Origin of the sequence: Pandoraea sp. B-6 (assembly GCF_000282835.1) — a bacterium.
In the GTDB taxonomy this organism is placed as follows: Bacteria; Pseudomonadota; Gammaproteobacteria; order Burkholderiales; family Burkholderiaceae; genus Pandoraea; species Pandoraea cepalis.
Map to the genome: position 1 here is coordinate 10192 of NZ_KB290552.1, position 20328 is coordinate 30519.

The window sequence follows — 20328 nt, forward strand, 5'->3', positions numbered from 1 at the left end:
TACGCCCTCAAGAAAGAACAGCCATTGCCAGTTGCGAAAGCCCCAGACGTCAACGAAGTTTTGCAGAATGAACCCCGAGAGCGGACCGCCGACAATCCCCGCAACCGCGATCGCCAGCAGGAACCGCGACGTGATACGCGCTCGGCGCTTCGACGGATACCAATACGAAAGGTAAAGGATGATGCCCGGCCAAAAGCCCGCTTCAGCCGCGCCGAGGAGCACCCGGGCGAGATAGAACTGCCATGCCGCCGTCATGAACGCCATGGCGGTGGAGATACCGCCCCACAGCAGCATGATCCGCGTGACGGTCTTGCGGGCACCAATGCGCTGCAACAATAACGTGCTCGGCACTTCGAGCAGGATGTAACCGATAAAAAACAGGCTCACGCCTAGCCCGTACGCCGCGTCGCTCAACCCAAGATCGTGCTTCAGTTGCAGCTGCGCGAAGCTGATGTTGACGCGATCGAGATAGTTGAGGACCCAGCAAAGGAAAAGAAAACTCATTAGCCTGAGCGTGATCTTGCGGTAAGTCGCCTCCTCCGCTGGGTCGGCTACGGCGGACAGGGATATGTCCCCGGCGTGCAACGTTGAATGTGTCATGACTGAATGTCTCCTAATTTCACTCTGGATACCGGCAGGAACAGCGTCCACACCGTTATAATTAGACGTCTAATTTTAAGGTTACGGCGGCTTTATGTCGCTGGCAAGCGCGGGTTTATACCGAGAGCGAGATCGGCAAGCATCGTTTTTCCCGACTTGCATTACTAGATATCTAGTAATATGATGCCACTTATGGTGACCCATCACAAGACTGGACTGGTCAAAAGGAGACAGACATGACGCCCCTACTGGAAGACGGTTTTCTTCGTCTGAAGATTACGAGCAAGGAGAAGATCGCGCGTGACATCTGGCGCTTTGAATTGACCGACCCGCAAGGTGCGCCGTTGCCCCCGTTCGAGGCGGGTGCGAACTTGACCGTTGCGGTGCCTAACGGCTCGCGACGCAGCTATTCGTTGTGCAATGATTCTCAGGAGCGCAATCGCTACGTCATCGCGGTCAAGCGTGACAGCAACGGACGTGGCGGGTCGATGAGCTTTATCGACGATACGGTCGAGGGTGACGCAGTAGACGTCTCTTTGCCCCGCAACGAGTTCCCGCTCGATGAGCGCGCAAAGTCGTTCATTCTCGTCGCAGGCGGTATCGGTATCACGCCGATGCTGTCGATGGCGCGGCAATTGCGGGCCGAAGGCCTGCGTTCGTTCAAGCTGTATTACCTCGCCCGAGATCCGGAGGGTACGGCGTTCTTCGACGAGTTGACCAGCGACGAATGGCGCGCGGACGTGAAGATTCATCACGATCATGGGGACCCGTCGAAGGCATTCGACTTCTGGCCGGTATTCGAGCGGTCGAAGTCGGCGCAACACGTTTACTGCTGCGGCCCGAAGGCGCTGATGGACACCGTGCAGGACATGACCGGCCATTGGCCGTCGGGCACAGTGCACTTCGAGAGCTTCGGCGCAAGCAATGCGAATGCGCGCGATAGTACGCCGTTCACTGTGCGGCTTTCGCGCAGCGGCACTTCGTTCGACATTCCCGCCAATCGCTCGATCCTCGAGGTGCTGCGCGACGCCAACGTGCGCGTGCCGAGTTCGTGCGAAAGCGGCACCTGCGGTTCGTGCAAGACAGGATTGTGCTCAGGCGAGGCCGATCATCGGGATCTGGTGCTGCGCGACGACGAGAAAGAGACGCAGATCATGGTTTGCGTGTCGCGTGCAAAAACCGCGGAGCTGGTCCTCGATCTTTGAGTCGCGCCGGGTGGAATACGAACGCGTCGAGCACCGGCCACATCAATGGGTCTGGACACCGAAATGCACCGACCGGTCACGGATACGCATGAATTGATCTGTGGGGCTACGAGGCTAAGCAAGTTCCCGGTCGAGCGGCTTCGCTCAGTTGGTGCAGCACATCGATATAGCAGGAGCAATTGAACATGATGGCCGAAACTTCTCCACGAACGTCTCCGACGAGAGACACTGACGCCCCGACGCCGATCACCGACAATAGTCTTGTCTGGAACGACACGCGACTACTCGGCTTCACGCCGATGGACGACGTTCATAAAGAGTTCTATACGGTAGCGCTGCGGTTGGTGACGTGCACGGACGCGACGGCCGCTGTGTCGCTAGAACTGTTCGAACAGCACGCTCTTAGCCATTTCGAGGAGGAAGACGACTGGATGCGTGCGACGAATTTTCCGCCACGCGACTGCCACATCAAAGAACATGCGGCAGTGTTGAAATCGCTCGGTGACGTGAAGGCTGCGCTCGCGGAAGGCTGGGCCGGCGCAGAACTGGTACGAGATCTTGGCTTGCGCCTTTTCGAATGGTTTCCCGGTCACGCGGACTACCTCGACTCGGCTCTGGCGGCATGGATGACGAAGCAGACGATGGGTGGTAAGCCTGTCGTGTTCAGACGATCGATTGCCGCGCGTCAATCGATCTGATTGCGCGTGAATGTCCGACTGGGGAACCCCGCTAATAGCTCCGAAGTGCCAATAATCCCAAGTGGCAATTCTTTCTCAACGCTTATCGCGACAGGACCCACCGGCACACGTCTCGCTTCACGTAGTCCTCGATAGAGGCAGGCGGTTTTAACGCGAACCACTGCGAACCGCTGCAGCACGCCAGTCGCGTGATCGCCGACTGGCTTCAGTACTACAACCATCGACGGCCCCATCAGGCGCTGAAGATGAAAACCCCGACTGAGGCATTCGCGTTAGCCGCTTAACCTGAGCAGGTTTTGCTGGGTCATTACATCCTCGCTGTAGCATCGCTGGCGACGGCGTTCGGAAAGCGTTTCTTCTTCGACAATAGTGCTCACGTGCCCACTTATTCGTTAAGTGGGCACGATACTCCCAAGAGCTTTACCGAAATTCAAGATGGGATGACCAGCCGATTGCCTTATTTCGCCCCTCTCTATCAAATTCTGGAACTCGCCACCTAATGGCTTCTATCGCTATTCCCGACTCGAACAGCTCCGTGAGGTAACGCGAAGATCGTTAGCAGCCCACCCATTAACGCAAGAACCGCAACGCAGCCAAGTCCGCCCTGCATGCTACCCGTAACGGTCTTAAGAGTACCAATCAGCCATGGGCTTACGAAGCCGCCCAGTGTACCGGCTGAACTTATGACTGCGATGCCGGCGGCAGCTGATTCTTTGCCAAACAGCGTCGGCGGAATGGCCCAAAAGAGCGCCGAAGCGAATACAAAAAAAGACGACAAACACAACAGCGCCATCGTTGGCAAGAAAGTCCAGTGAACGAAAGTAGTTGCAAACAGCGTGCCTGAACCGAAAATGAGCGTACTCGCCACGTGATAACGACGCTCCCTGAAAATATCTGAGCTGTAGCTGATCAGGTTCAGCCCAAGGAGTCCAAATGCATACGGGACTACTGTAGCCCAACCAATCTTTCCTAGCGAACTCACTCCGAGCATTTTGATAATCGTCGGCAACCAAAAGGTCATGACGTACACCATGCATAGCAGACAGAAATATATGAACGACAGAATGTAGGTTTGCGGGTTCGCGAGCACCTTGAAAATTTTTCCCCGCGATCGCTCTTTGTCGCCGTCCACGCTGTGGTCGAAATTCAAGAGTGCCCTAACGAGCTCTTTCTCGGAATCCCGCAGCCAGTTGGCATCCTCCGGCCGGTCTGGCAACAAGACATACAGGACAAAGGCGAAAATAACCGTCGGTAAGCCTTCAAGAAGAAACACCCATTGCCATCCAGCTAAACCCCATACCCCATCGAGATTAGAGATAATCGTCCCAGATACCGCACCGCCCAGTATCCCGCTAATCGGAATGCCAGAAAGCAGAAATCCAGTCACCCTACCGCGCCTCCCACTTGGGTACCAGTACGTCAGATAAAGCATGAGGCCCGGAAAAAAGCCCGCTTCACACGCACCGAGCATTAAACGAACAATGTAAAATTCGACGGGTGTTCGAACGAACATGGTCGCCGTGGAACATAGGCCCCATAGCACCATTATCCGCACAAATGTCTTTCTCGCGCCAACACGTTCGAGCCAAAGGTTACTTGGCAACTCGAAGATCATGTATGTAATAAAAAACAACCCTGCCCCCAACCCATACACCGCATCGGAAAATCCCAACATCTGCCTCATCTGCAACTGGGCATAACCCACATTCACCCGATCGAGATAAGCAAGGATGAATGCAAAAAGAAGCACCGGGATTATTCTGATATTAATCTTTGCATACGTACCACTCTCATCCGACTCAGTGAACGGTCGTGATGGCGTGCTGGGAACATGCAACGCGGATGATTTTTCGAACATGTTTGTCTCCACCCCGTCAATTATTTTATGTGCGGGATCTGGTTTATTTGGTTATTGATTGTGTCTAATGTAAATCTTCTTATTTCGGATCCAGATCACCAATGTTCGCTGGATCGCTCGACGTTAAACGGCGTTTCTTTAGCAATGAAGACCGGCATAGGCTATAACCTAGAATATTTTTTAACTGATCTCCAGGTTCAACAAGCACTGACCGTGCAATCACAAGCTTTCGAAGCATGTCTATCAGCTATTCGCTTTGCGCGGTAGCATGCCCATCGCCACTCCGACCCACTCGCGCCCGAAGCGGCCCAAGGATCTCCTCGTTGTGCTCGCCGAGTATTGGTGGGGCAGCAATCGCTGTATTGCGATCACCATCAAAACTAAAAGGCGGTCGCACAGTCCGGGACGCACCCATCACAGGGTGCGAAGTTTCGACGACCAACTCCATGTGCTTCGCCTGCGGATCCTCCATCGCTTCGCTCACGTCGTACATTGGCGCATGTGGCACGTCGTTGGCCTCTAGTCGTTCACACCATAAGGCGCGCGGTCGCAAAATAAACACTGCTGCGAGCTCCTTGATCAGATCATCCTGATTCGCGATACGTGCTGCGCGATCAGCGAATTTGGAGTCCGAGAGTAATGCCGGCATTTCTATGGCTTCAATAAGGCCCGTCCAGAACTTCTCAGGTGAGGACAAATGCAATGCCAACCATTTTCCGTCACTGCATTCCATCACGTACGACTGAGACACGCGCGGTCGGCTGTACGGACCCGCCACCTCTCCGGCAACGTAGTACTGCGTGAAAGCGTCGAGATTGAAATGCGATATCGCCTCCAGCATCGAAATCTCCACTTTGCAGCCGACGCCAGTACGGTTGCGCTCATGTAGTGCACCGAGAATCCCGTAGGCGGCGTAGAGACCGGTCAATGAATCAGCGATAGCGGGCCCAACCACGCGCGGCTCGGCTGGGTTCACAAACTGGCCGAGCAACCCGCTCATCGCTTGCGCAACCGAGTCGTAAGCCGGGCGGCCTGCGGATGGTCCGGTTGGGCCAAAGCCAGTAATTGCACAGTAGATCAGTTCTGGGTTGATTTCAGATAGCCTCTCGTATCCAACGTTCAGGCGGTCCGCCGTTCCAGGTCGAAAGTTCTGAATATAAATATCCGCGTCGCGAATAAGTTCGTCAAACAGGGCCAAGTCGGGAGCCGTCTTCGTATCGAGCGTCACGCTTCGCTTATTCCTGTTGTACGCCTGGTAGTGCGCGCTGTAGAGGCCGCCCTTAAACGCTCGATACGGATCGCCGTTCTCCGGGTGCTCCACCTTCACCACATCCGCCCCAAGGTCGCCAAGGAGCATTGCCGCTGCAGGGCCAGTAATAAAAGCTCCCTGTTCGATGACCCGCACACCACCAAGTACCTTCCCCATCTCTGCCTCTTTCCCAGAATCAATGATATTTGCGCCTTCTACAAGGCGCTTCACGCCACTTCTCCATCGGGCTCAAACCCAGCCGGGACATTGCCGTCAAAAATGACTTGTCGAGTCGCCTGATATGACAGCGCGAAGCCGATGGGCCGCGCCAACTCCTCCGTAAGGTGGCCGATCAGACCAGCTACGCGCGCGAGAATCGGAACACCTTTCAGCGCAGTAAGAGGGAAGCCGCCCCCCAGTAGCACCGCAGGAAGCGCAGCCGATACGTTCATTGCAAGTGGCCTTCCAAGTACGTCGGGAATGGCCGCCTCAACCGCCTCGGCGATCCGCACGTATTCAAGACTTGCTCCTGCCTCCTCGGCAACCTTGAAAAGCGCTGCAACACGAGGATCTCGAGTCTTATGCAGAGGGTGGCCATAGCCAGGGATAGCCCTTTTGACTTGCCGATATTCAACCAGCACGCTGCGTGCGGCCGCCGGCAGGTCACCGCTGTCGAGCGCCTTTTCGCGAATTTCAGCGAGGAATCTGCCACAACTCTCCGATGCCCCGAGAACCACGGAACCGCATCCAAGTACACCCGCAGCGACGGCACCTTGAAGGGCGTCCGGAGCGGCTGCGAGGGTCATTCGGCTCGCCTGGACGCTGGGCACCAAGCCATGCTCGGCAATTGCCACCAGCGCGGCATTCAGAACCGCGGACGCCGCTGCGGATGGCTTCTCGCCCGTAACGAGCATAAAAAAATAGTCAGCAAACGAGATCTTTCCAATCAGCTCTTCCGCAAGGTCCCGGCCACGTACGACAATCGTTGAAGAGTTGGATGTTGAAATCGCAGTGCGTGGAACCGTCTCCTTACCGATTTTCATCTTCTAGTCCTTTCATCCATTCGGTCTCGCGTAGATCGTAGCCACGCTGTCATTGCGCCCCAGTGTAAAACCTCACGTCCATCGATAGAAGTGACGTTTTTCGCTGGAGTACAATCGATGGCATCGATTCATCCTCCTACCGGGCGCCGTCGCCAAAGATATGGAACTTCGACATCTGCGCTACTTCGTAGCGCTCGCGAACCAACTGAACTTCACAGCAGCAGCCGCAACGGTGCATGTGACCCAATCGACACTCTCACATCAGATCAGGCAACTAGAAGAGGAGCTCGGATGCCTACTCTTCGAACGTGAAAACAGAAAAGTAACGTTGACGCGCGCTGGAGAAGTCTTTCTTGAGCGCGCCCGCAACGCACTGCTGGAAGTCGACGAAGGTGTTTCGTCCGTAAGATTTGCGGCCAAAGAGATGACCGGTGTCGTAAAAATCGGAACAACGCACAATTTCAACATGCGCATCATGCCGCGGTGCATCTCACTTTTCATCACGCAGTTCCCATCCGTGCGTGTCGAAGTGATGGAAATGGCGGCTGACGATATCGTCGAGGCGCTGGTCCGCGACGCCCTCGATCTCGGCGTTACGTACAAACCCGCGCATGCACCGACGCTTCGCTTCGAGGCGTTGTTTACGGAGGAGATGATGCTCGCAGTATCTGTCCTTCATCCATTTGCCAAGCGCCGGTTTGTAAGAATGTCCGAGCTCCATAGACAGAAGATGGTCCTTCTTCCGAATCCCTTCTCGACGCGCTCGTCGCTCGAGGAGAACTTCCGGCTGGCCAACGCGACGCCCATCGTCGTGGCAGAGATGAATGCCATCGCGCCAACGTTAGAGCTAGTGAGCAATACCGATATCGCCGCCATCGTCTCCCAATATGCGCTAAGGCGAAACGATGTGCGTATGATTCCACTGGAAAGCCCCACCCCCACGCGAACGCCTGGTCTGCTGTGGAGAACCGATGGGAGCCGATCAGAGGCGGCGCGCACGCTAGCGTCGATTGTGCGCGCAGTCAGTACGGAAGAAAGTCGATCTACTCGCTTGTCGAGAACTGCAAGGCGAACTGCATAGACTCGCGCCGCAATTTCGCCCGACTGCTCGTGGACGTCCCAACGCACGAACTCTCAGCGGATACGCAAATAAACTTCGGTGAAGCGTCACACTTCATGTGTGCTTTCGAATATTGGCCTCGCCGGAAATATCCGATACTTAGAGTACCCATAAAGTCCACAAATATAAGACTATCAATGTAATTTATGGATGAATCGCCCTGGTTTTGAAGTGCCCCCCAGAAGTTGGACAAACTTCAACGGGTTTCATGAAGACGCACACAACGGAGTTTAAACTCGAGGTCGTCCAGAGCTTCGTAGCCGGTTACTCAAGGGGCCAATCCACGGCCGACGAAATCAGCTGTGCCGACAAAGCGCGACTGATTGCCGGGTTGTGGCATTAACATAAACTGGCGGATCTGTTGCAGATAGCATGCCTAGCACGCAGCACGTTCTACTACCAGTGCTAGGCGAGCCAGCGTGCCGGCCAGCAGAGTTCTATGCGGGTCAAGATTCGCGCCGACTATGACGAGCACAAGGGCCGCTACGGATACCGACGGATCTCGGAAGCGCTGTCGCAGACTAGGTGCGACACCGAACTGATCGTGCGCTTGGACCAAGGCTGGCACTACAAGATGCAGCCTTATCGAGCGATGCTCGCGCGGCACGGAGTCAAGCAAAGCATGAGCCGTAAGCGCAACCGCTTTGACAACGCGGCGATTGACAGCTTCTTCGGCACCTTGAAGGCCGAGTATTTCCATCTTGCGGCGCCCAGCAGCATTGATAATGCTCGTAGCCGGCGTGCATGATTACGTCCACTACTACAACCGCGAGCGCATCAAGCTCGGGCTGCGGGGCCTCAGCCCTGTGGAGTACCGGCTGAGAGGCACCGCCTGATCGGCGGAATCGTGACCGTCCACCTTCTGCTGGTCAGTTAAAATCCGGGACGGTTCATTGTGCGTCGCCCTACTAGCCGAATCACGCGCTTCAGGAACCGCCCACGCTATCACCCAAGTCAGAATCGGCTCCGTTCCTACGAGGTGCTAGACACTCAGATAGTCACTCAGGACCTGCTCGTCATGACGCAGCATTTCGCTCGTTCCGCTAAAACAGACCTGCCCCTTGGACAATACATAGTGCATATCGCCCAAATCCAAAGCGACGCTGAGATTTTGCTCAATCAGCAGAATTGCCAAGCCCTCTGACTTCATGCTCCGCAGGATTTCGACGATCTCATCGACGATGAGCGGAGCGAGTCCCTCCGACGGCTCGTCGAGAATAATGACTGACGGGTTGAGCATTAGCGCTCGCGCGATCGCGACCATCTGCTGCTCTCCCCCTGACAGCTGGAAGCCACGATTCTGTCGACGCTCCTTCAACCGAGGGAACATCTGATAGATCCGCTCAAGGGTCCATCGCTTGTCGCGCCCCGATCTCGCAGCTACCGTTAAGTTTTCTTCAACTGAAAGGCTTGGGAATATCCCGCGCTCCTGCGGAACGAAGCCCAGTCCAAGACGCGATACGCGGTACGATGGCAATCCGCCAATTGACTTTCCCGCATATGTGATGCTGCCGCTACGCGGCTTGAGGTAGCCCATCACCGACAGCGCTGTAGTGGTCTTGCCGGCACCATTTCGCCCAAGTAGCGATGTCACTTCGCCTAGCTTCACTTGCAGCGACACCCCGTGAAGGATATGACTATTTCCGTAGAAGGCGTGAACGTCGTTTACATCGAGCATCAGTGTTTTCCTCCGAGGTAGACTTCGCGAACGCGCGCATCTCCCTGTATCTCTCGCGGGCTGCCTGAGGCCAGCACCTCGCCGTAGTAAAGCACGGTTATACGGTCAGCGATCGAAAAGACGACCTTCATGTCATGTTCGATCATCAATACCGCGAGAGTCGATGACAGCCCCCTCACGAGATCAATCATGCGATCCGTTTCGGCGGGCGACATCCCGGATGTAGGCTCATCCAGCAATAGCAGTTCCGGGTCCGAAGCAAGTGCAATTGCAACTTCCAGCTGCCGCTGCTCGCCGTAAGAGAGGTTCGAAACCCGTCGCTCGTACCCGTCCGATAGCCGAACGCTTTCAAGCAGATGATCAGCGTATTCCCACTGCGTACGCCTTGATTGAACGGAACGCAACGACTCATACCACCCGCCTTTCTTGGCTTGGACAGCTAGGCGCACATTCTCTCGAACCGATAGGCTAGGAAAGAGGTTATTCTTCTGAAACGTACGCCCCATTCCCATCTGACAAAGCATGTCGGGGGCGGCTCCGGCCACCTCAACCCCTTTGAAGATCACCTTGCCTGACGTCGGGCGAACCTGCCCTGTCAGCTGATGCACCAAGCTGGTTTTCCCGGCACCGTTTGGCCCGATGATGACATGCCGCTGACCACGCGCAATCTCCAGATCGACGTCTTTCGTGACGACAAGACTTCCGTACGCTTTACGCAGTTTTTCTGTCTTAAGCAATGTCATTCTTAGCCTCCGCTGGCTGGACCGCCGAAGAGACATTACGACGCGAGTTTCGCTTTTTTGTTTTGCGAGCACCCAGTCGCTCGACAAGGAAACCGAGAACGCCCTGCTTCATGTACATGACACACAAAATGAAGATTGACCCAACCCAGAACGCCCAATATTCGTTGTGCGAGCTGATGATATTTTTTAACAAGACGAAAATCGCAGCCCCGGCAACTGGGCCCAAAACCGTTCCGCTGCCTCCCAATACCACCATAATCATTGCGTCACCCGACTGTTGCCAGTGCAGGATGTCCGTTGACACGTAGGCGTTAAAGAACGCGTACAACGCGCCGGCGACCCCCGCGAGTGCCCCTGCAATCGCAAACGCCAGCAGCTTGAATCGCTGCACGGGATAGCCAATCGCCCGCATCCTCTGCTCGTTTTCGCGAATGCCAACGAAAATCGACCCGAGTGGCGAGCGCACCAGGCAAGAAAATAGTAAGACAACCAGAAGAAAGCCCACAGACACAACCGCATAGCGCGCGGACGCGCTTTGAGCGAGACTCACGCCGAACAGATCAGGCGCAACGAAACCGGTCAAACCGTCGCTGCCTCCCGTAACGTTGCGCCACTTGAGGGCCGCCGCGTAGAGCAATTGAGAAAAGGCCATCGTAAGCATGAGGAACGATATCCCGGACACCTGTATGCAGAAAATGCCGATTAGAATCGCGAGGAGCGTGGAGGCCAAGATGCCGACACCGAGACCTAACCAGCCGGAGATGCCAAAGTGCACTCCTAGCGCGATGACCGTATAGGTCGACATGCCAAAGAACGCCGCATGCCCGAACGACATCATTCCCGTGTAGCCGACGAGCAAGTTTAGGCTCATCGCAAAAATGCCGAATATCATGATCTCCGCAATGATTCCCGTTACATAGTCACTTGTGAAGGCGCCAGCCACCAAAAGAACGCATAGCACGGAGAACGTGCGAACCAGACTCCGAAGTTCCACTTGTTACCCCTTTACAGTCCCGAACAATCCTTCTGGCCGAATCAGCAGAACTCCGATCATCAATAGATAAATCAGGAAGAGCGCATAGTCCGGGAAAAGTGCTTTACCGAAAGTGTCAATCAAGGCTACGAGCATTGCTCCTGCGAACGCACCTCGGAGACTTCCCATTCCGCCGACGACGATAACGATAAAGGCCGGAATGAGAATATCAATGTCCACCCCGAGATAGACACCCATAATCGGACTGGCGATGATGCCGCCAATCGCGGCAAGCGCGGCCCCCAGCGTAAAGATGGCACTGAACAGCAATGACACATTGATTCCGATGCCAGCCGCCGTCGCCGCGTCGTCAACTCCAGCCCGTATCATCGCCCCCAATCGGCTTCGTTCGAGGAACCACCAGAGCACAAAGCCTGTTACCGCGCCAAATAGAATCACAAAGAATCGGTAGAGCGGCACAACGATACTTCCTGCGTGCAGACTACTATTGAGGAAGGCCGGTGGGTCTAAGTTGAGAATCTCGGTCCCCCACAGAAACCTGCAGGCATCTCCGAAGACCAGAATGAACCCAAAGGTCAGCAAAACCTGCTTCAGATGACCTGCCTTATACAACGTCTGAATAAACACGCGCTCGACCAGAAACGCAACTACTGCTGCGGGTATCCATCCGATGCACAAGGCCAGCCAGAAGCTTCCAGTTAGATGAATAATCGTGATCGCAGTGTATGCCCCAATCATGAAGAATGATCCATGAGCAAGGTTGACGACATTCATCAAACCGAAAATCAGCGACAGGCCCGCTGCCATCATGAATAACAACGCCCCTAAGGCGAGGCTGTTGATGAACTGAGAAATGAAGAAATCCATAGCATCATCCAATCGTGACGAATGCTTCGGCCGGCAAGATACCGGCCTCTCTGCAACGTTACGTGTCCCGTTAGAATCAGGAGGGGCGCTTTGCGGGCTCCGGTACTTCTCGCGCCGTGAAAATAACCTTGTTCGTAATCCGGCCGTTGACCTCAGCTACTTGCCGGACATAGATGTTGTGGGTCGGGCTCTGAGTTTCCGGCGTGAACCTGAATGGGCCGCGCGGCGCTTCGAATTTCACCGCGCGCATCGCCTCGCGTAGTTTCTTCTTGTCACTCGTGTTGCCATCAGTTGCTTCGATCGCTGCGTGCAGGACACGTGCCGCGACATAACCATACTCCGCGTACACGTTCGGAAAATCCTTGTATCGCGCCTGATAATCGGCTACGAATTTCTTATTCGCCGCGTTATCGAGTGTGTCGGCATAGTGCAACGCATTGATTGCACCCAAAGCAGAACGCCCCTGCGCGGGCAGAGTATCGCCCTCGAGCATGAATCCGGAGCCAGTCAACTGGCAGTTCGAACGCAGGCCGAATTCGTCGTATTGCCGTACGAACCGAACTGCATCTGTTCCCGCATAGAAGTTAAATGAAGCCTTGGCACCGGCACTTCGGATATCCGCGAGATAGGGACTGAAATCGTTGTTCCCCAACGGCGGATATATTTCCTTGATGATAGATCCGCCATGCTTCACAAAGCCCGCCTTGAATTCCCCGATGATATCGCGACCACCTCCAAAGTCAGACGCGGAGAGAACGACCGCTTTAGCAAGATTCGCATACATCCACTCCCCCATCGTCGACATCGTCGTGTACGACGATGTCGAGCAACGGAAGAGATAAGGCAAGCCGGTGTATGACAGATCCGTCATGCCCGCGCCGGAGCAAAGAACAAACGCCTGGCTCTGACGCATGTATTGAACGGCGGCCATCGCGATATTACTGCCTTGCATGCCAGTGACCACATCGCAGGAATCTGACTCAACTAACTTCCGGAGTTTCTGAAGTCCAACCTGAGGATTGAGCTCATCATCCTCCTTTAGCAACACGATCTTGCGCCCAGCAATCGTGTTGCCGATCTGGTCAAAATACAAGTTCATCCCGTTGAGATTAGCTTGACCTAACGCCGCGAATACTTTCGAGTAGGTGTTCAGCGCCCCAATCTTCAGGGGTTCCGTGGATTTGGCTAGAACAGCGGGCGCAGAACCTCCAAAAATAGCAGACGCGCCCATGGCGCCTACGCCCTTAATGAATCTACGACGCGAAGGCCCAACCACGCTATCTTCAGGCTGCTTGGACATGTCTCCTCCGTTTCTTTTTTCGAATCAACTATCGATATGAAGTCTGTATTTCGTTTTTTGTCGCTAAAAGCACATTCGGCCTGTTACAGCTTCATCATCGAGCGATAGTGCTTGTAGAACGCTCGAATGAGAACTTCCGTTACCATGTGATCCTGTCGCTCGACCTCGCGGCCACCCATTTCAAGCACAGCGGCGCGATGTCCGTAGTGGTGCGCCCCCAGCTGCGACTCGGCAAGAACCTCTCCGTCCTCCATGGCAACAAACCCAGCGGGCCCGTAGAGATTCGCGTGGCGGACACGCAGACGCGTCATCTCTTCGTCGTCGTCCTCATACCCAAAAAACGTCCATGCAAGCTCAAACGAATCCGTTCCTTTCGGAATCACGTGCCGCATTCCGAAGGTATTCGCCTGCTGATGCACCACAACACTAGGAAAGTGGGCAATGGCGACGACCTTCCCGTCACTGAATTCCGATCTCGGTGTGACCGTATCGGAATCCTCCAGCTCAAGCGACTCCTTGAATCGTGCGATTTCTGCCGCAGCTTCCGTCTTCTTCTTTCCGACGTTGCGCGAGACCATGATGCTGTGCCCTGATTCGGCGGGAATCGACTCCGACTGAGTGTCCGCGCGCCACAAACCGAACGTGATTAGAAACGAGTGCAGCAACGTCGCGTGGTACGGGTCCTTCAGATTCTCAAAATAGAGTTTCCAGTTTCCGGGAATACGTTGGCGGTTGTAGCCCAGCAATCTCAGCTTCTTACCCGGAAACTGGCGGCGCAGATTAGTGATTACGTCTTCACCACAATATTCCGCGAAGGGCAATGGGTGCTCAGCGAAGCTTGCCCAGATCGCCCCCCCCTCAACGTGTACAGAAAGGGGCCGCAAGCCATGCTGGGCGTTATCGAAATCAGAAGGCATGCCCCCCTTTTTGAGCACTCCGCGCTTGAGTGGCACGCCTTGCAGTCGGCCATCCAAAGCGTAGTTCCACTGATGGTACGGGCAGGTGAACGAATCTTCCTTGCCTTTATTCTTCCAGCACACCCTAGCGCCCCGGTGTGCGCATCTGTTCTCCCATACATGAATCGCGTCTTTCTCACCTCGCACTACGACGACCTGACGCTCTCCAATCCAGCTACGCTTGTACGAACCGCGTTCGGGAAGCTCGCACTCAAGCGCTACATAGTTCCAGGTCGGCCCATAGAAGAACGTCTCAAGCTCGCGCTCATAGATTTCCGGATCCGTGTACACCCAATAAGGCACACGTGTCCATCCTTCGCTCGGCCAGTGGCGTTCGCTTTCGTTTGAAGACGCCGTTTGGACGGCCATGGCATGTTCCATATTTGTCTCCTCGTTCGAGTCACACCGGGAAAATCAACGATCGCCGGACGTGGTGATTGTCGAATACGGCGAGGCGTTGCTTGAATTTCAAGAATCCACCTTCGTGCACCAGTACGTCCAGGTACTGTCCTACAAGGAACACTGTTGGGTCTGCATCCGACATCGCTTCCGTAACGAGAAAGTTGGCCCGCGCGTGGATCTCACCGTTGCTGATGCCCGTGATGCGAACCCCACTGATGAAATGCCTCCAGATTCTCGGCACAAAGACTTGTGTCTCTCGCAATGCCGTCACACGGTCACGCACCATGTGAATACCGTCGCAATATATGGTGGCCTGCGGCAAGTCCTGCGAATAGTTCTCTCGAGAGACAACTTGGTAAACGCAATCGTCGATGAAATACGACGGAAACTTCTCCACCTCATCCTGGTCGAGAATGTCCGCGATCTCGTCATACAGACTCCGGAGACCATTCTCCATCGAGATGATCTCAGCGCTGCGTGGCACGCTTTGCACAATGGGAGCAATCCTGAATTTCATACGCCCTCACTCCGTCGCTTCGACCAGATTCGTCTGCACGCCGTGATCCGTCCCGAGCTTAAGGATCGGCGCCTTGAGCGTTTCCTGCCAGAGCAATGATTCATTGGCGATGTGCAGCGGATGATCCTGAATCGTCAGAGCAACGAACCCCTGTTCGCGCGACGCATGGTTGTGGACCGACCACCCTGGGGCAGAGAAATGGAGGTCGCCTTCGTCCCACTCAATTTTCTCGCCATTTACCACGCTCTTTCCATGCCCCCACATGATGTAGTTGATTGCAGCGGAAGTGTGGCGGTGAGGCTTGTCGACCTTGCCGGGGGGCAGTTTCGCGATGGTCGCGAAGAAGCTGGGCGAAGTGCCGATCCGACGCTCTGTCGCCGGGTTGTAAAGCACATACAGGTGACGGCCGGTGTAGGCGAGGTCCATCCCGTACACTGTCTCGAGGTGCGGAGAGACTTCTTTCCACGGCCAGTGCAGCGCCTTCGAATCGACCGTATCAATGTCGACGAGCCATTCGTAGCCCAGAAGTTGCGCTCCGTCCGCGCCAATCGGGATTGCCTTCGAGGCGTCCCGGGCTCGATGAACATTTTCGTCAGCGTGGCTCGACTCGCCTTTCGGCTCCGCAATCTGCGGGTTATCGTTTACGTAGTGAACCTCGAGCCGCTCCAGTAACGGAGCGTTGCTGTAGGACAGGCGCACGAACAGATCCGGGCCATTGTTCTCGATGACCTGTACCTGCATGGACGGCGAGTTCCATACGTCGAACTTTTCAACCTCAAAGGACTTCGCGCCAGTCCGGACGATGCCGCGACCTCGAATGCACATATCGACGCGACTCGAGTTGCGCAGGATTGGCGAGCTCCTTTCACCCGGCTTGAGCACAATGATCTGCACGTCAATGCCGGGCGCAAACGCCGGCACGGGCCCTGAATTCATGGGGTGATTGACCGCAGCAATCCGCTGCCCGTTCGCGGGGCGATCAATGCTTGCGAGACGCTCAATCTCAGCGTCAATCGTCGCCTTTCGCAGCACCACGGTCGGCCAAAGCGCCTGTTCGCGTGCCGGCTTGCTGCTCAGATCAACCAAAGTAATACCGTTATCCATCAAAGTCTCCTTATCTGCTTTGCTTGATGTTGGGGCTCGATAGTGATCAACTCGTCAAGCGGATTTCCCCTTTGCTCGTCAGTTTGAGCTGCGTACCGCTACCGCGCTGCACGGCCCGCTCGTACGCCAACGCCGCTACCGTAAGGTCTGAGATCCCCATACCCATGGACTTGAACAACGTTATATCGCAATCGGACGAAGCGGACTCGCTTCCGGCAATGACGCCGCCGAGAGGACGAACGAGGTCCCAGTTGCCAGCACCCGGCCCATGATCGAAATAGTCGATTAGCTCGCGGGAAGCCTTGCGCGCGTTGGCGACGTCATCGACGGCAATGAATCCGACGCGCGAAAACACGTCCTGGTCTAGCTCGGCATTGTTCGGAAGAATCGCTCCGACTGCGTTCAAATGCGCGCCGCGCGAGAGCATGGACGCCTTCAGGAACGGCTCCCGAGCACGAGTCACCGTCGTGACAATGGGCGCTCCATCCGTCGCTTCCTCGACCGTCGTGGCTTCGGATACCTCGATGTCGAGCGCTTCCGAAACGGAACGACAAAAGGCACTACGCTTCTCCGGCGTTGGACTCCAGACGCGGAGACGCTTTAGCGGGCGGACCAGATGAACCGCCGCAACTTGGGCAAGTGCCTGCCGCCCACTGCCAATCATGGCCATCTCGTTCGCGCCCTCGCGGGCGACCCACTTTGTCCCGAGTCCCGTAATTGCCGAAGTGCGCAGTTGCCCAAGACTGTTTGCCTCCATCACCGCCAGCAAACGTCCTTCGTTTCCATCGAAGAGGACGAACACGGCCTTCGCACCTGCTGGCGTGTTGATCCAGTTCTTATAGCCGCAAAATCCCGAATCTGTCATCGCCGACCCGAGCGAATGCATCGACGACGTTGCTCCCAAGCTACCGAGAGCCTTTGCGACATTGAAAGCAGTGCCTTGCCCAAGCTGGCGTACACCATCCTCAAGCGCTGCAACTGTATCTTTGAGACTAACAAGCGAGGTGATATCCGCCTCGCTCAGCCAAACCGCCTCGTTATTCATCGTCACCTCTGCTAGTATAGAATTCATTTCTGACCGGGTTTTGGAGTTCCCCGATTCCGCTGATGGACACCTCAAACACATCACCCTCGCGCAAGTAGCGCGGTGGTTTTCGTGACATCCCCACCCCAGCGGGTGTCCCTGTCGCAATGACGTCGCCCGGGAGCAATTCAGTAAACGTCGACAAATACGCGACAAGTGACGGCACCGGGAAAATCATGTTTGCACCAGTGTCCTGCTGCACAATCTCGCCGTTTAACCGGCCTACTATGGTCATTTTTTCATAATTCGGCGCCTCATCACGGGTAACCAGCCACGGCCCGAATGCACCGGAGTTGACGAAGTTTTTGCCGGGAGTCGCCTGTGCCGAATGGCGCTGCCAGTCTCGCACCGAGTTCTCTGCGATGCAGGAGTAACCTGCCACATAATCCATTGCCTCCGCCTCGCTAACACGGCGCGCCACACGCCCAATAACGACCGCCAACTCCGCCTCGTAATCGAACTGCTCGGACTCCGGCGGCCGTACGACGAACTCACGATGCCCAACGAATGAGGAACTGAATCTCACAAAGACCGACGGACTGGACGGCACGGACATACCGGCTTCCTGGGCGTGCAAAAAATAGTTCAGTCCAACGCACAGTATCTTGTGAGGTTCCGTGATGGGCGGCAGAAGCGTTACGTCGTTAATTGAAATTGTTGAGGACGCGTCCGCAGCCATTGCGCGACGTTCGATGCCGGCAATACCCTCGGTCGCAAGCGCATCGCGCAGCGTTTTCACCGTCGGCGTCGCAAGGTCGACGATTCTCTCTCCGACCATCATCCCGTACGACGATTTTGGCTCTGCACTTGTGCGGTCGACGTAGCTGACCAGTCTCATCCAATGCCTCCTATGGAAATTTGGCTTCGCTGCCATGCCGGCCAGTTTGCAGTTTGCGCCTGGCACTGCCGCGAAGAAACGCGGTAGCGGGAACAGCAGTTGTTCCGGTATGGCTCAGGATTCGTCGCCGGCCTTAACGAACACACGTCCGCCTTCAATCCGCACAGGGTAACTGCGGATGTTTTCGGTAAGCGGCGCACACAGAGCAGCGCCCGTTCTCACGTCGAAACGGCCTTGATGAAGCGGGCACTCAATCTCATGCCCTTCTAGAAATCCGTCACAAAGTCTGGCGCTGCCGTGGGTACAGAGATTGGCCGTCGCATAGATTTGGTCATCCACACGGTACAGGGCAATTTCATCGCCATCGGCGATCACGACTACAGGAGCCTCGACCGAGACTCCGTCTGCAGCGTGGACATCCAACCACTGATTGCTCACGACACCCCTCCTTTCGCTTATCTGTGAACCCGGACACGAGTTGCTTCCTCATCATGGTGCAATTCTGTTGTTACCACGCCGACGGGACAAGAAATTGGCGGGAACAGCACTTGTTCCGATCAGGAGGGGTCTGGACCTGCCAGCCGTTCGTAGACATCTTCGAGCCATAATTTATGGCAACCGAGGAGGTCGGCATGAGCGGCAAGCGGTACACGTACGCGTTCAAGATCGAGGCAGTCAAACAGGTAACCGAACGGGGGGTCATTCGGTGGCGGATGTGGCGCAGCGGCTGGGCATCACGACCCACAGCCTTTACGCCTGGAAACTGAAGTTTGGCAGGCCCGACGCTTTGCGGCAGGCGGAGCTGGATCAGAGAGCCGAGGTTCGGCGACTGAAGGCCGAGCTCAAGCGCATGACCGAGGAGCGCGACATTCTAGAAAAAGCCGCCGCGTACTTTGCAGAGGGATAGCGGCAAGGTATCTCAAACTATTGACGGGGGCAAATTCGTTCGGTCACCTGCTACGCGCTGGCGTTGAAGGAACGGGCACCTACGGGGCTGACTTGGCTCGCGTACTAAGGGACTACGAAATTGAAGTGCTGGGAGTGAATCGCCCGGACCGGGCAGCGCGCAGACCCCGAGGGAAGTCCGATCCTACCGACTCGGAGAATGCGGCGCGATCGGTCCTTTCAGGAAGTGCAACGGCCATTCCAAAGACACGGTCTGGAGCGGTCAAAGCGATGCGAGCCGTCTCTGTTGCCAGGCGCAGCGCCGTCAAGGCGAAGCCGCAGACCATCAATCAGCTGCGGGCGCTGCCTGTCGCTGCACCTGCTGGCCAAGCGATGGCTCTCTTTGGCAGAAGAGCTCAAGGCGCTGGATGCAATGCGTGACCATTCGACCAACGAGCATGCCAAACGGCTCAGGGGACGGTTCGGTGTCGGACCGCAGACTGCGGCGATTCATGTAGCCGTTGCGGGCGACAACCCCGAACGCTTGAAAAGTGAGGCCGCGCTAGCGGTGTTATGCGGCGCAAGTCCCTTTCAGGCGTCGTCTGGCAAGACGATACGACACCACCCGAACAGAGGCGGAGATCGATCCGCGAACAACGCCTTGTGGACCATCGCCATGGTACGGATGCGGAGCGATCCCAGAACGAGGGCCTACGTTGAACGACGCACTGCCGCAGGTATGTCTAGCAAGGAAATCCATCGCCGCCTGAAGCGCTACATCGTCAGCAAGCTATATCCCCTCATCCTGGATGATCTCGCCAATTCGGCGCGTATCGCTTGACATAGGAGCGTCAATTCACCGATGGAGCGACTGTTCCGCAGTCCGAAAACCGAATGGGTACCCGCAACCGGATACATGACAGCGGTAGACGCACACCGCGACGTCAGATACTAACTGATGCACCGGTACAACTGGCTGCGACCTCAGCAGTTCAACAACGGCATCGCGCCGGCTGTTGCGAAAGAAAAACTTAACCCGGTGTCCAGCGCGAGTTGACTACTACAGAATGCGTTCTCCACGCGCCCGCACATAGTCCAGCTCCCAGACCTACAGAGTAGCTTGGTTTCTGTTCCCTACTGGAACAGCAGCTTTTCCGCACGGCGACTTGGACCGGCCAGCCTTTCGT

At 55.9% G+C, this 20328-nt stretch carries 23 protein-coding genes and 2 pseudogenes; 10 read left to right on the forward strand and 15 right to left on the reverse strand.

From position 1 onward, the window contains the following. The coding region (locus A985_RS29510; RefSeq protein ID WP_232424688.1) for an MFS transporter at window positions 1–600 on the reverse strand (600 nt) is incomplete at its 3' end. A gap of 236 nt (window positions 601–836) precedes the next feature. Between A985_RS29510 and A985_RS0119665 the strand changes: the two genes are divergently transcribed. From A985_RS0119665 to A985_RS29680, 3 genes are all read left to right on the forward strand, one after another. Beyond that, entirely contained in the window at window positions 837–1805 is a 969-nt protein-coding gene (locus A985_RS0119665) for a PDR/VanB family oxidoreductase (protein ID WP_017235089.1), read from the forward strand. A gap of 185 nt (window positions 1806–1990) precedes the next feature. Further along, window positions 1991–2503 (forward strand): bacteriohemerythrin, encoded by a 513-nt coding sequence (locus A985_RS0119670; protein WP_051060289.1) that lies wholly within the window; start codon window positions 1991–1993, stop codon window positions 2501–2503. A 131-nt stretch (window positions 2504–2634) separates the two neighbouring features. Beyond that, window positions 2635–2787 (forward strand): integrase core domain-containing protein, encoded by a 153-nt coding sequence (locus A985_RS29680; protein WP_083902376.1) that lies wholly within the window; start codon window positions 2635–2637, stop codon window positions 2785–2787. Between the two features lie 212 nt (window positions 2788–2999). Here A985_RS29680 and A985_RS0119675 read toward each other — a convergent pair whose 3' ends face one another. The 3 genes from A985_RS0119675 to A985_RS0119685 all read right to left on the reverse strand — a co-directional run bounded on the left by A985_RS0119675 (window position 3000) and on the right by A985_RS0119685 (window position 6653). Further along, window positions 3000–4361, reverse strand: a complete 1362-nt coding sequence (locus tag A985_RS0119675) for an MFS transporter (protein WP_017235091.1) — start codon at window positions 4359–4361, stop codon at window positions 3000–3002. Window positions 4362–4608: 247 nt separating this feature from the next. Beyond that, entirely contained in the window at window positions 4609–5787 is a 1179-nt protein-coding gene (locus tag A985_RS0119680) for a CaiB/BaiF CoA-transferase family protein (protein WP_026132175.1), read from the reverse strand. Between the two features lie 50 nt (window positions 5788–5837). Continuing rightward, window positions 5838–6653: a citryl-CoA lyase gene (locus tag A985_RS0119685; protein WP_017235093.1), complete on the reverse strand. Its 816-nt coding sequence runs from the start codon at window positions 6651–6653 to the stop codon at window positions 5838–5840. 160 nt (window positions 6654–6813) lie between these two features. On the opposite strand from A985_RS0119685, the gene A985_RS0119690 reads away from it, so the two are divergent. The 3 genes from A985_RS0119690 to A985_RS29880 all read left to right on the forward strand — a co-directional run bounded on the left by A985_RS0119690 (window position 6814) and on the right by A985_RS29880 (window position 8609). Continuing rightward, window positions 6814–7734, forward strand: a complete 921-nt coding sequence (locus A985_RS0119690) for a LysR substrate-binding domain-containing protein (protein ID WP_017235094.1) — start codon at window positions 6814–6816, stop codon at window positions 7732–7734. Window positions 7735–8212: 478 nt separating this feature from the next. Beyond that, a complete protein-coding gene (locus A985_RS27935) occupies window positions 8213–8521 on the forward strand; it encodes a DDE-type integrase/transposase/recombinase (protein ID WP_017235096.1) in 309 nt (102 codons plus the stop codon). Further along, window positions 8499–8609, forward strand: a complete 111-nt coding sequence (locus tag A985_RS29880) for an IS3 family transposase (protein WP_085982708.1) — start codon at window positions 8499–8501, stop codon at window positions 8607–8609. The genes A985_RS27935 and A985_RS29880 overlap by 23 nt, the downstream gene beginning before the upstream one ends. A 146-nt stretch (window positions 8610–8755) precedes the next feature. Here A985_RS29880 and A985_RS0119705 read toward each other — a convergent pair whose 3' ends face one another. The 11 genes from A985_RS0119705 to A985_RS26335 all read right to left on the reverse strand — a co-directional run bounded on the left by A985_RS0119705 (window position 8756) and on the right by A985_RS26335 (window position 18694). After that, window positions 8756–9451, reverse strand: coding sequence for an ABC transporter ATP-binding protein (locus tag A985_RS0119705; protein WP_017235097.1), 696 nt, complete (start codon window positions 9449–9451; stop codon window positions 8756–8758). Beyond that, window positions 9451–10194: an ABC transporter ATP-binding protein gene (locus A985_RS0119710; RefSeq protein WP_017235098.1), complete on the reverse strand. Its 744-nt coding sequence runs from the start codon at window positions 10192–10194 to the stop codon at window positions 9451–9453. The genes A985_RS0119705 and A985_RS0119710 overlap by 1 nt, the downstream gene beginning before the upstream one ends. Continuing rightward, on the reverse strand, window positions 10181–11188 hold the full coding sequence (locus tag A985_RS0119715; protein WP_051060294.1) for a branched-chain amino acid ABC transporter permease: 1008 nt from the start codon (window positions 11186–11188) through the stop codon (window positions 10181–10183). The genes A985_RS0119710 and A985_RS0119715 overlap by 14 nt, the downstream gene beginning before the upstream one ends. Window positions 11189–11191: 3 nt before the next feature. Then, window positions 11192–12055, reverse strand: a complete 864-nt coding sequence (locus tag A985_RS0119720; RefSeq protein WP_017235100.1) for a branched-chain amino acid ABC transporter permease — start codon at window positions 12053–12055, stop codon at window positions 11192–11194. Between the two features lie 76 nt (window positions 12056–12131). Continuing rightward, entirely contained in the window at window positions 12132–13355 is a 1224-nt protein-coding gene (locus A985_RS0119725) for an ABC transporter substrate-binding protein (RefSeq protein WP_017235101.1), read from the reverse strand. Window positions 13356–13438: 83 nt separating this feature from the next. Next, window positions 13439–14692, reverse strand: coding sequence for an aromatic ring-hydroxylating dioxygenase subunit alpha (locus A985_RS0119730; RefSeq protein ID WP_017235102.1), 1254 nt, complete (start codon window positions 14690–14692; stop codon window positions 13439–13441). 19 nt (window positions 14693–14711) lie between these two features. Further along, entirely contained in the window at window positions 14712–15209 is a 498-nt protein-coding gene (locus A985_RS0119735) for an aromatic-ring-hydroxylating dioxygenase subunit beta (RefSeq protein WP_026132178.1), read from the reverse strand. A 27-nt stretch (window positions 15210–15236) separates the two neighbouring features. Further along, complete coding sequence (locus A985_RS0119740) at window positions 15237–16334, reverse strand: cupin domain-containing protein (RefSeq protein WP_017235104.1); 1098 nt, start codon at window positions 16332–16334, stop codon at window positions 15237–15239. Between the two features lie 46 nt (window positions 16335–16380). Beyond that, window positions 16381–17379, reverse strand: coding sequence for an ornithine cyclodeaminase family protein (locus tag A985_RS0119745; RefSeq protein WP_017235105.1), 999 nt, complete (start codon window positions 17377–17379; stop codon window positions 16381–16383). Beyond that, window positions 17372–18256 carry a fumarylacetoacetate hydrolase family protein gene (locus A985_RS0119750; RefSeq protein WP_017235106.1) on the reverse strand — a complete coding sequence of 295 codons (885 nt, stop codon included), beginning with the start codon at window positions 18254–18256 and terminating at the stop codon, window positions 17372–17374. The genes A985_RS0119745 and A985_RS0119750 overlap by 8 nt, the downstream gene beginning before the upstream one ends. A gap of 114 nt (window positions 18257–18370) precedes the next feature. Further along, entirely contained in the window at window positions 18371–18694 is a 324-nt protein-coding gene (locus tag A985_RS26335; RefSeq protein WP_017235107.1) for a non-heme iron oxygenase ferredoxin subunit, read from the reverse strand. 194 nt (window positions 18695–18888) lie between these two features. Here A985_RS26335 and A985_RS28710 point away from each other — a divergent pair. The 4 genes and pseudogenes from A985_RS28710 to A985_RS28715 form a co-directional block, all read left to right on the forward strand. Then, window positions 18889–19174: pseudogene (locus A985_RS28710) on the forward strand (transposase); the annotation flags it as partial. A gap of 9 nt (window positions 19175–19183) precedes the next feature. Next, window positions 19184–19582 (forward strand): IS110 family transposase, encoded by a 399-nt coding sequence (locus A985_RS29515; protein ID WP_232424691.1) that lies wholly within the window; start codon window positions 19184–19186, stop codon window positions 19580–19582. Then, on the forward strand, window positions 19545–19982 hold the full coding sequence (locus A985_RS29520) for an IS110 family transposase (protein WP_232424690.1): 438 nt from the start codon (window positions 19545–19547) through the stop codon (window positions 19980–19982). Before A985_RS29515 ends, A985_RS29520 begins: the two co-directional genes overlap by 38 nt. Before the next feature lie 12 nt (window positions 19983–19994). After that, a pseudogene (locus A985_RS28715) lies at window positions 19995–20198 on the forward strand (IS3 family transposase); the annotation flags it as partial. Window positions 20199–20328 lie beyond the last annotated feature (130 nt).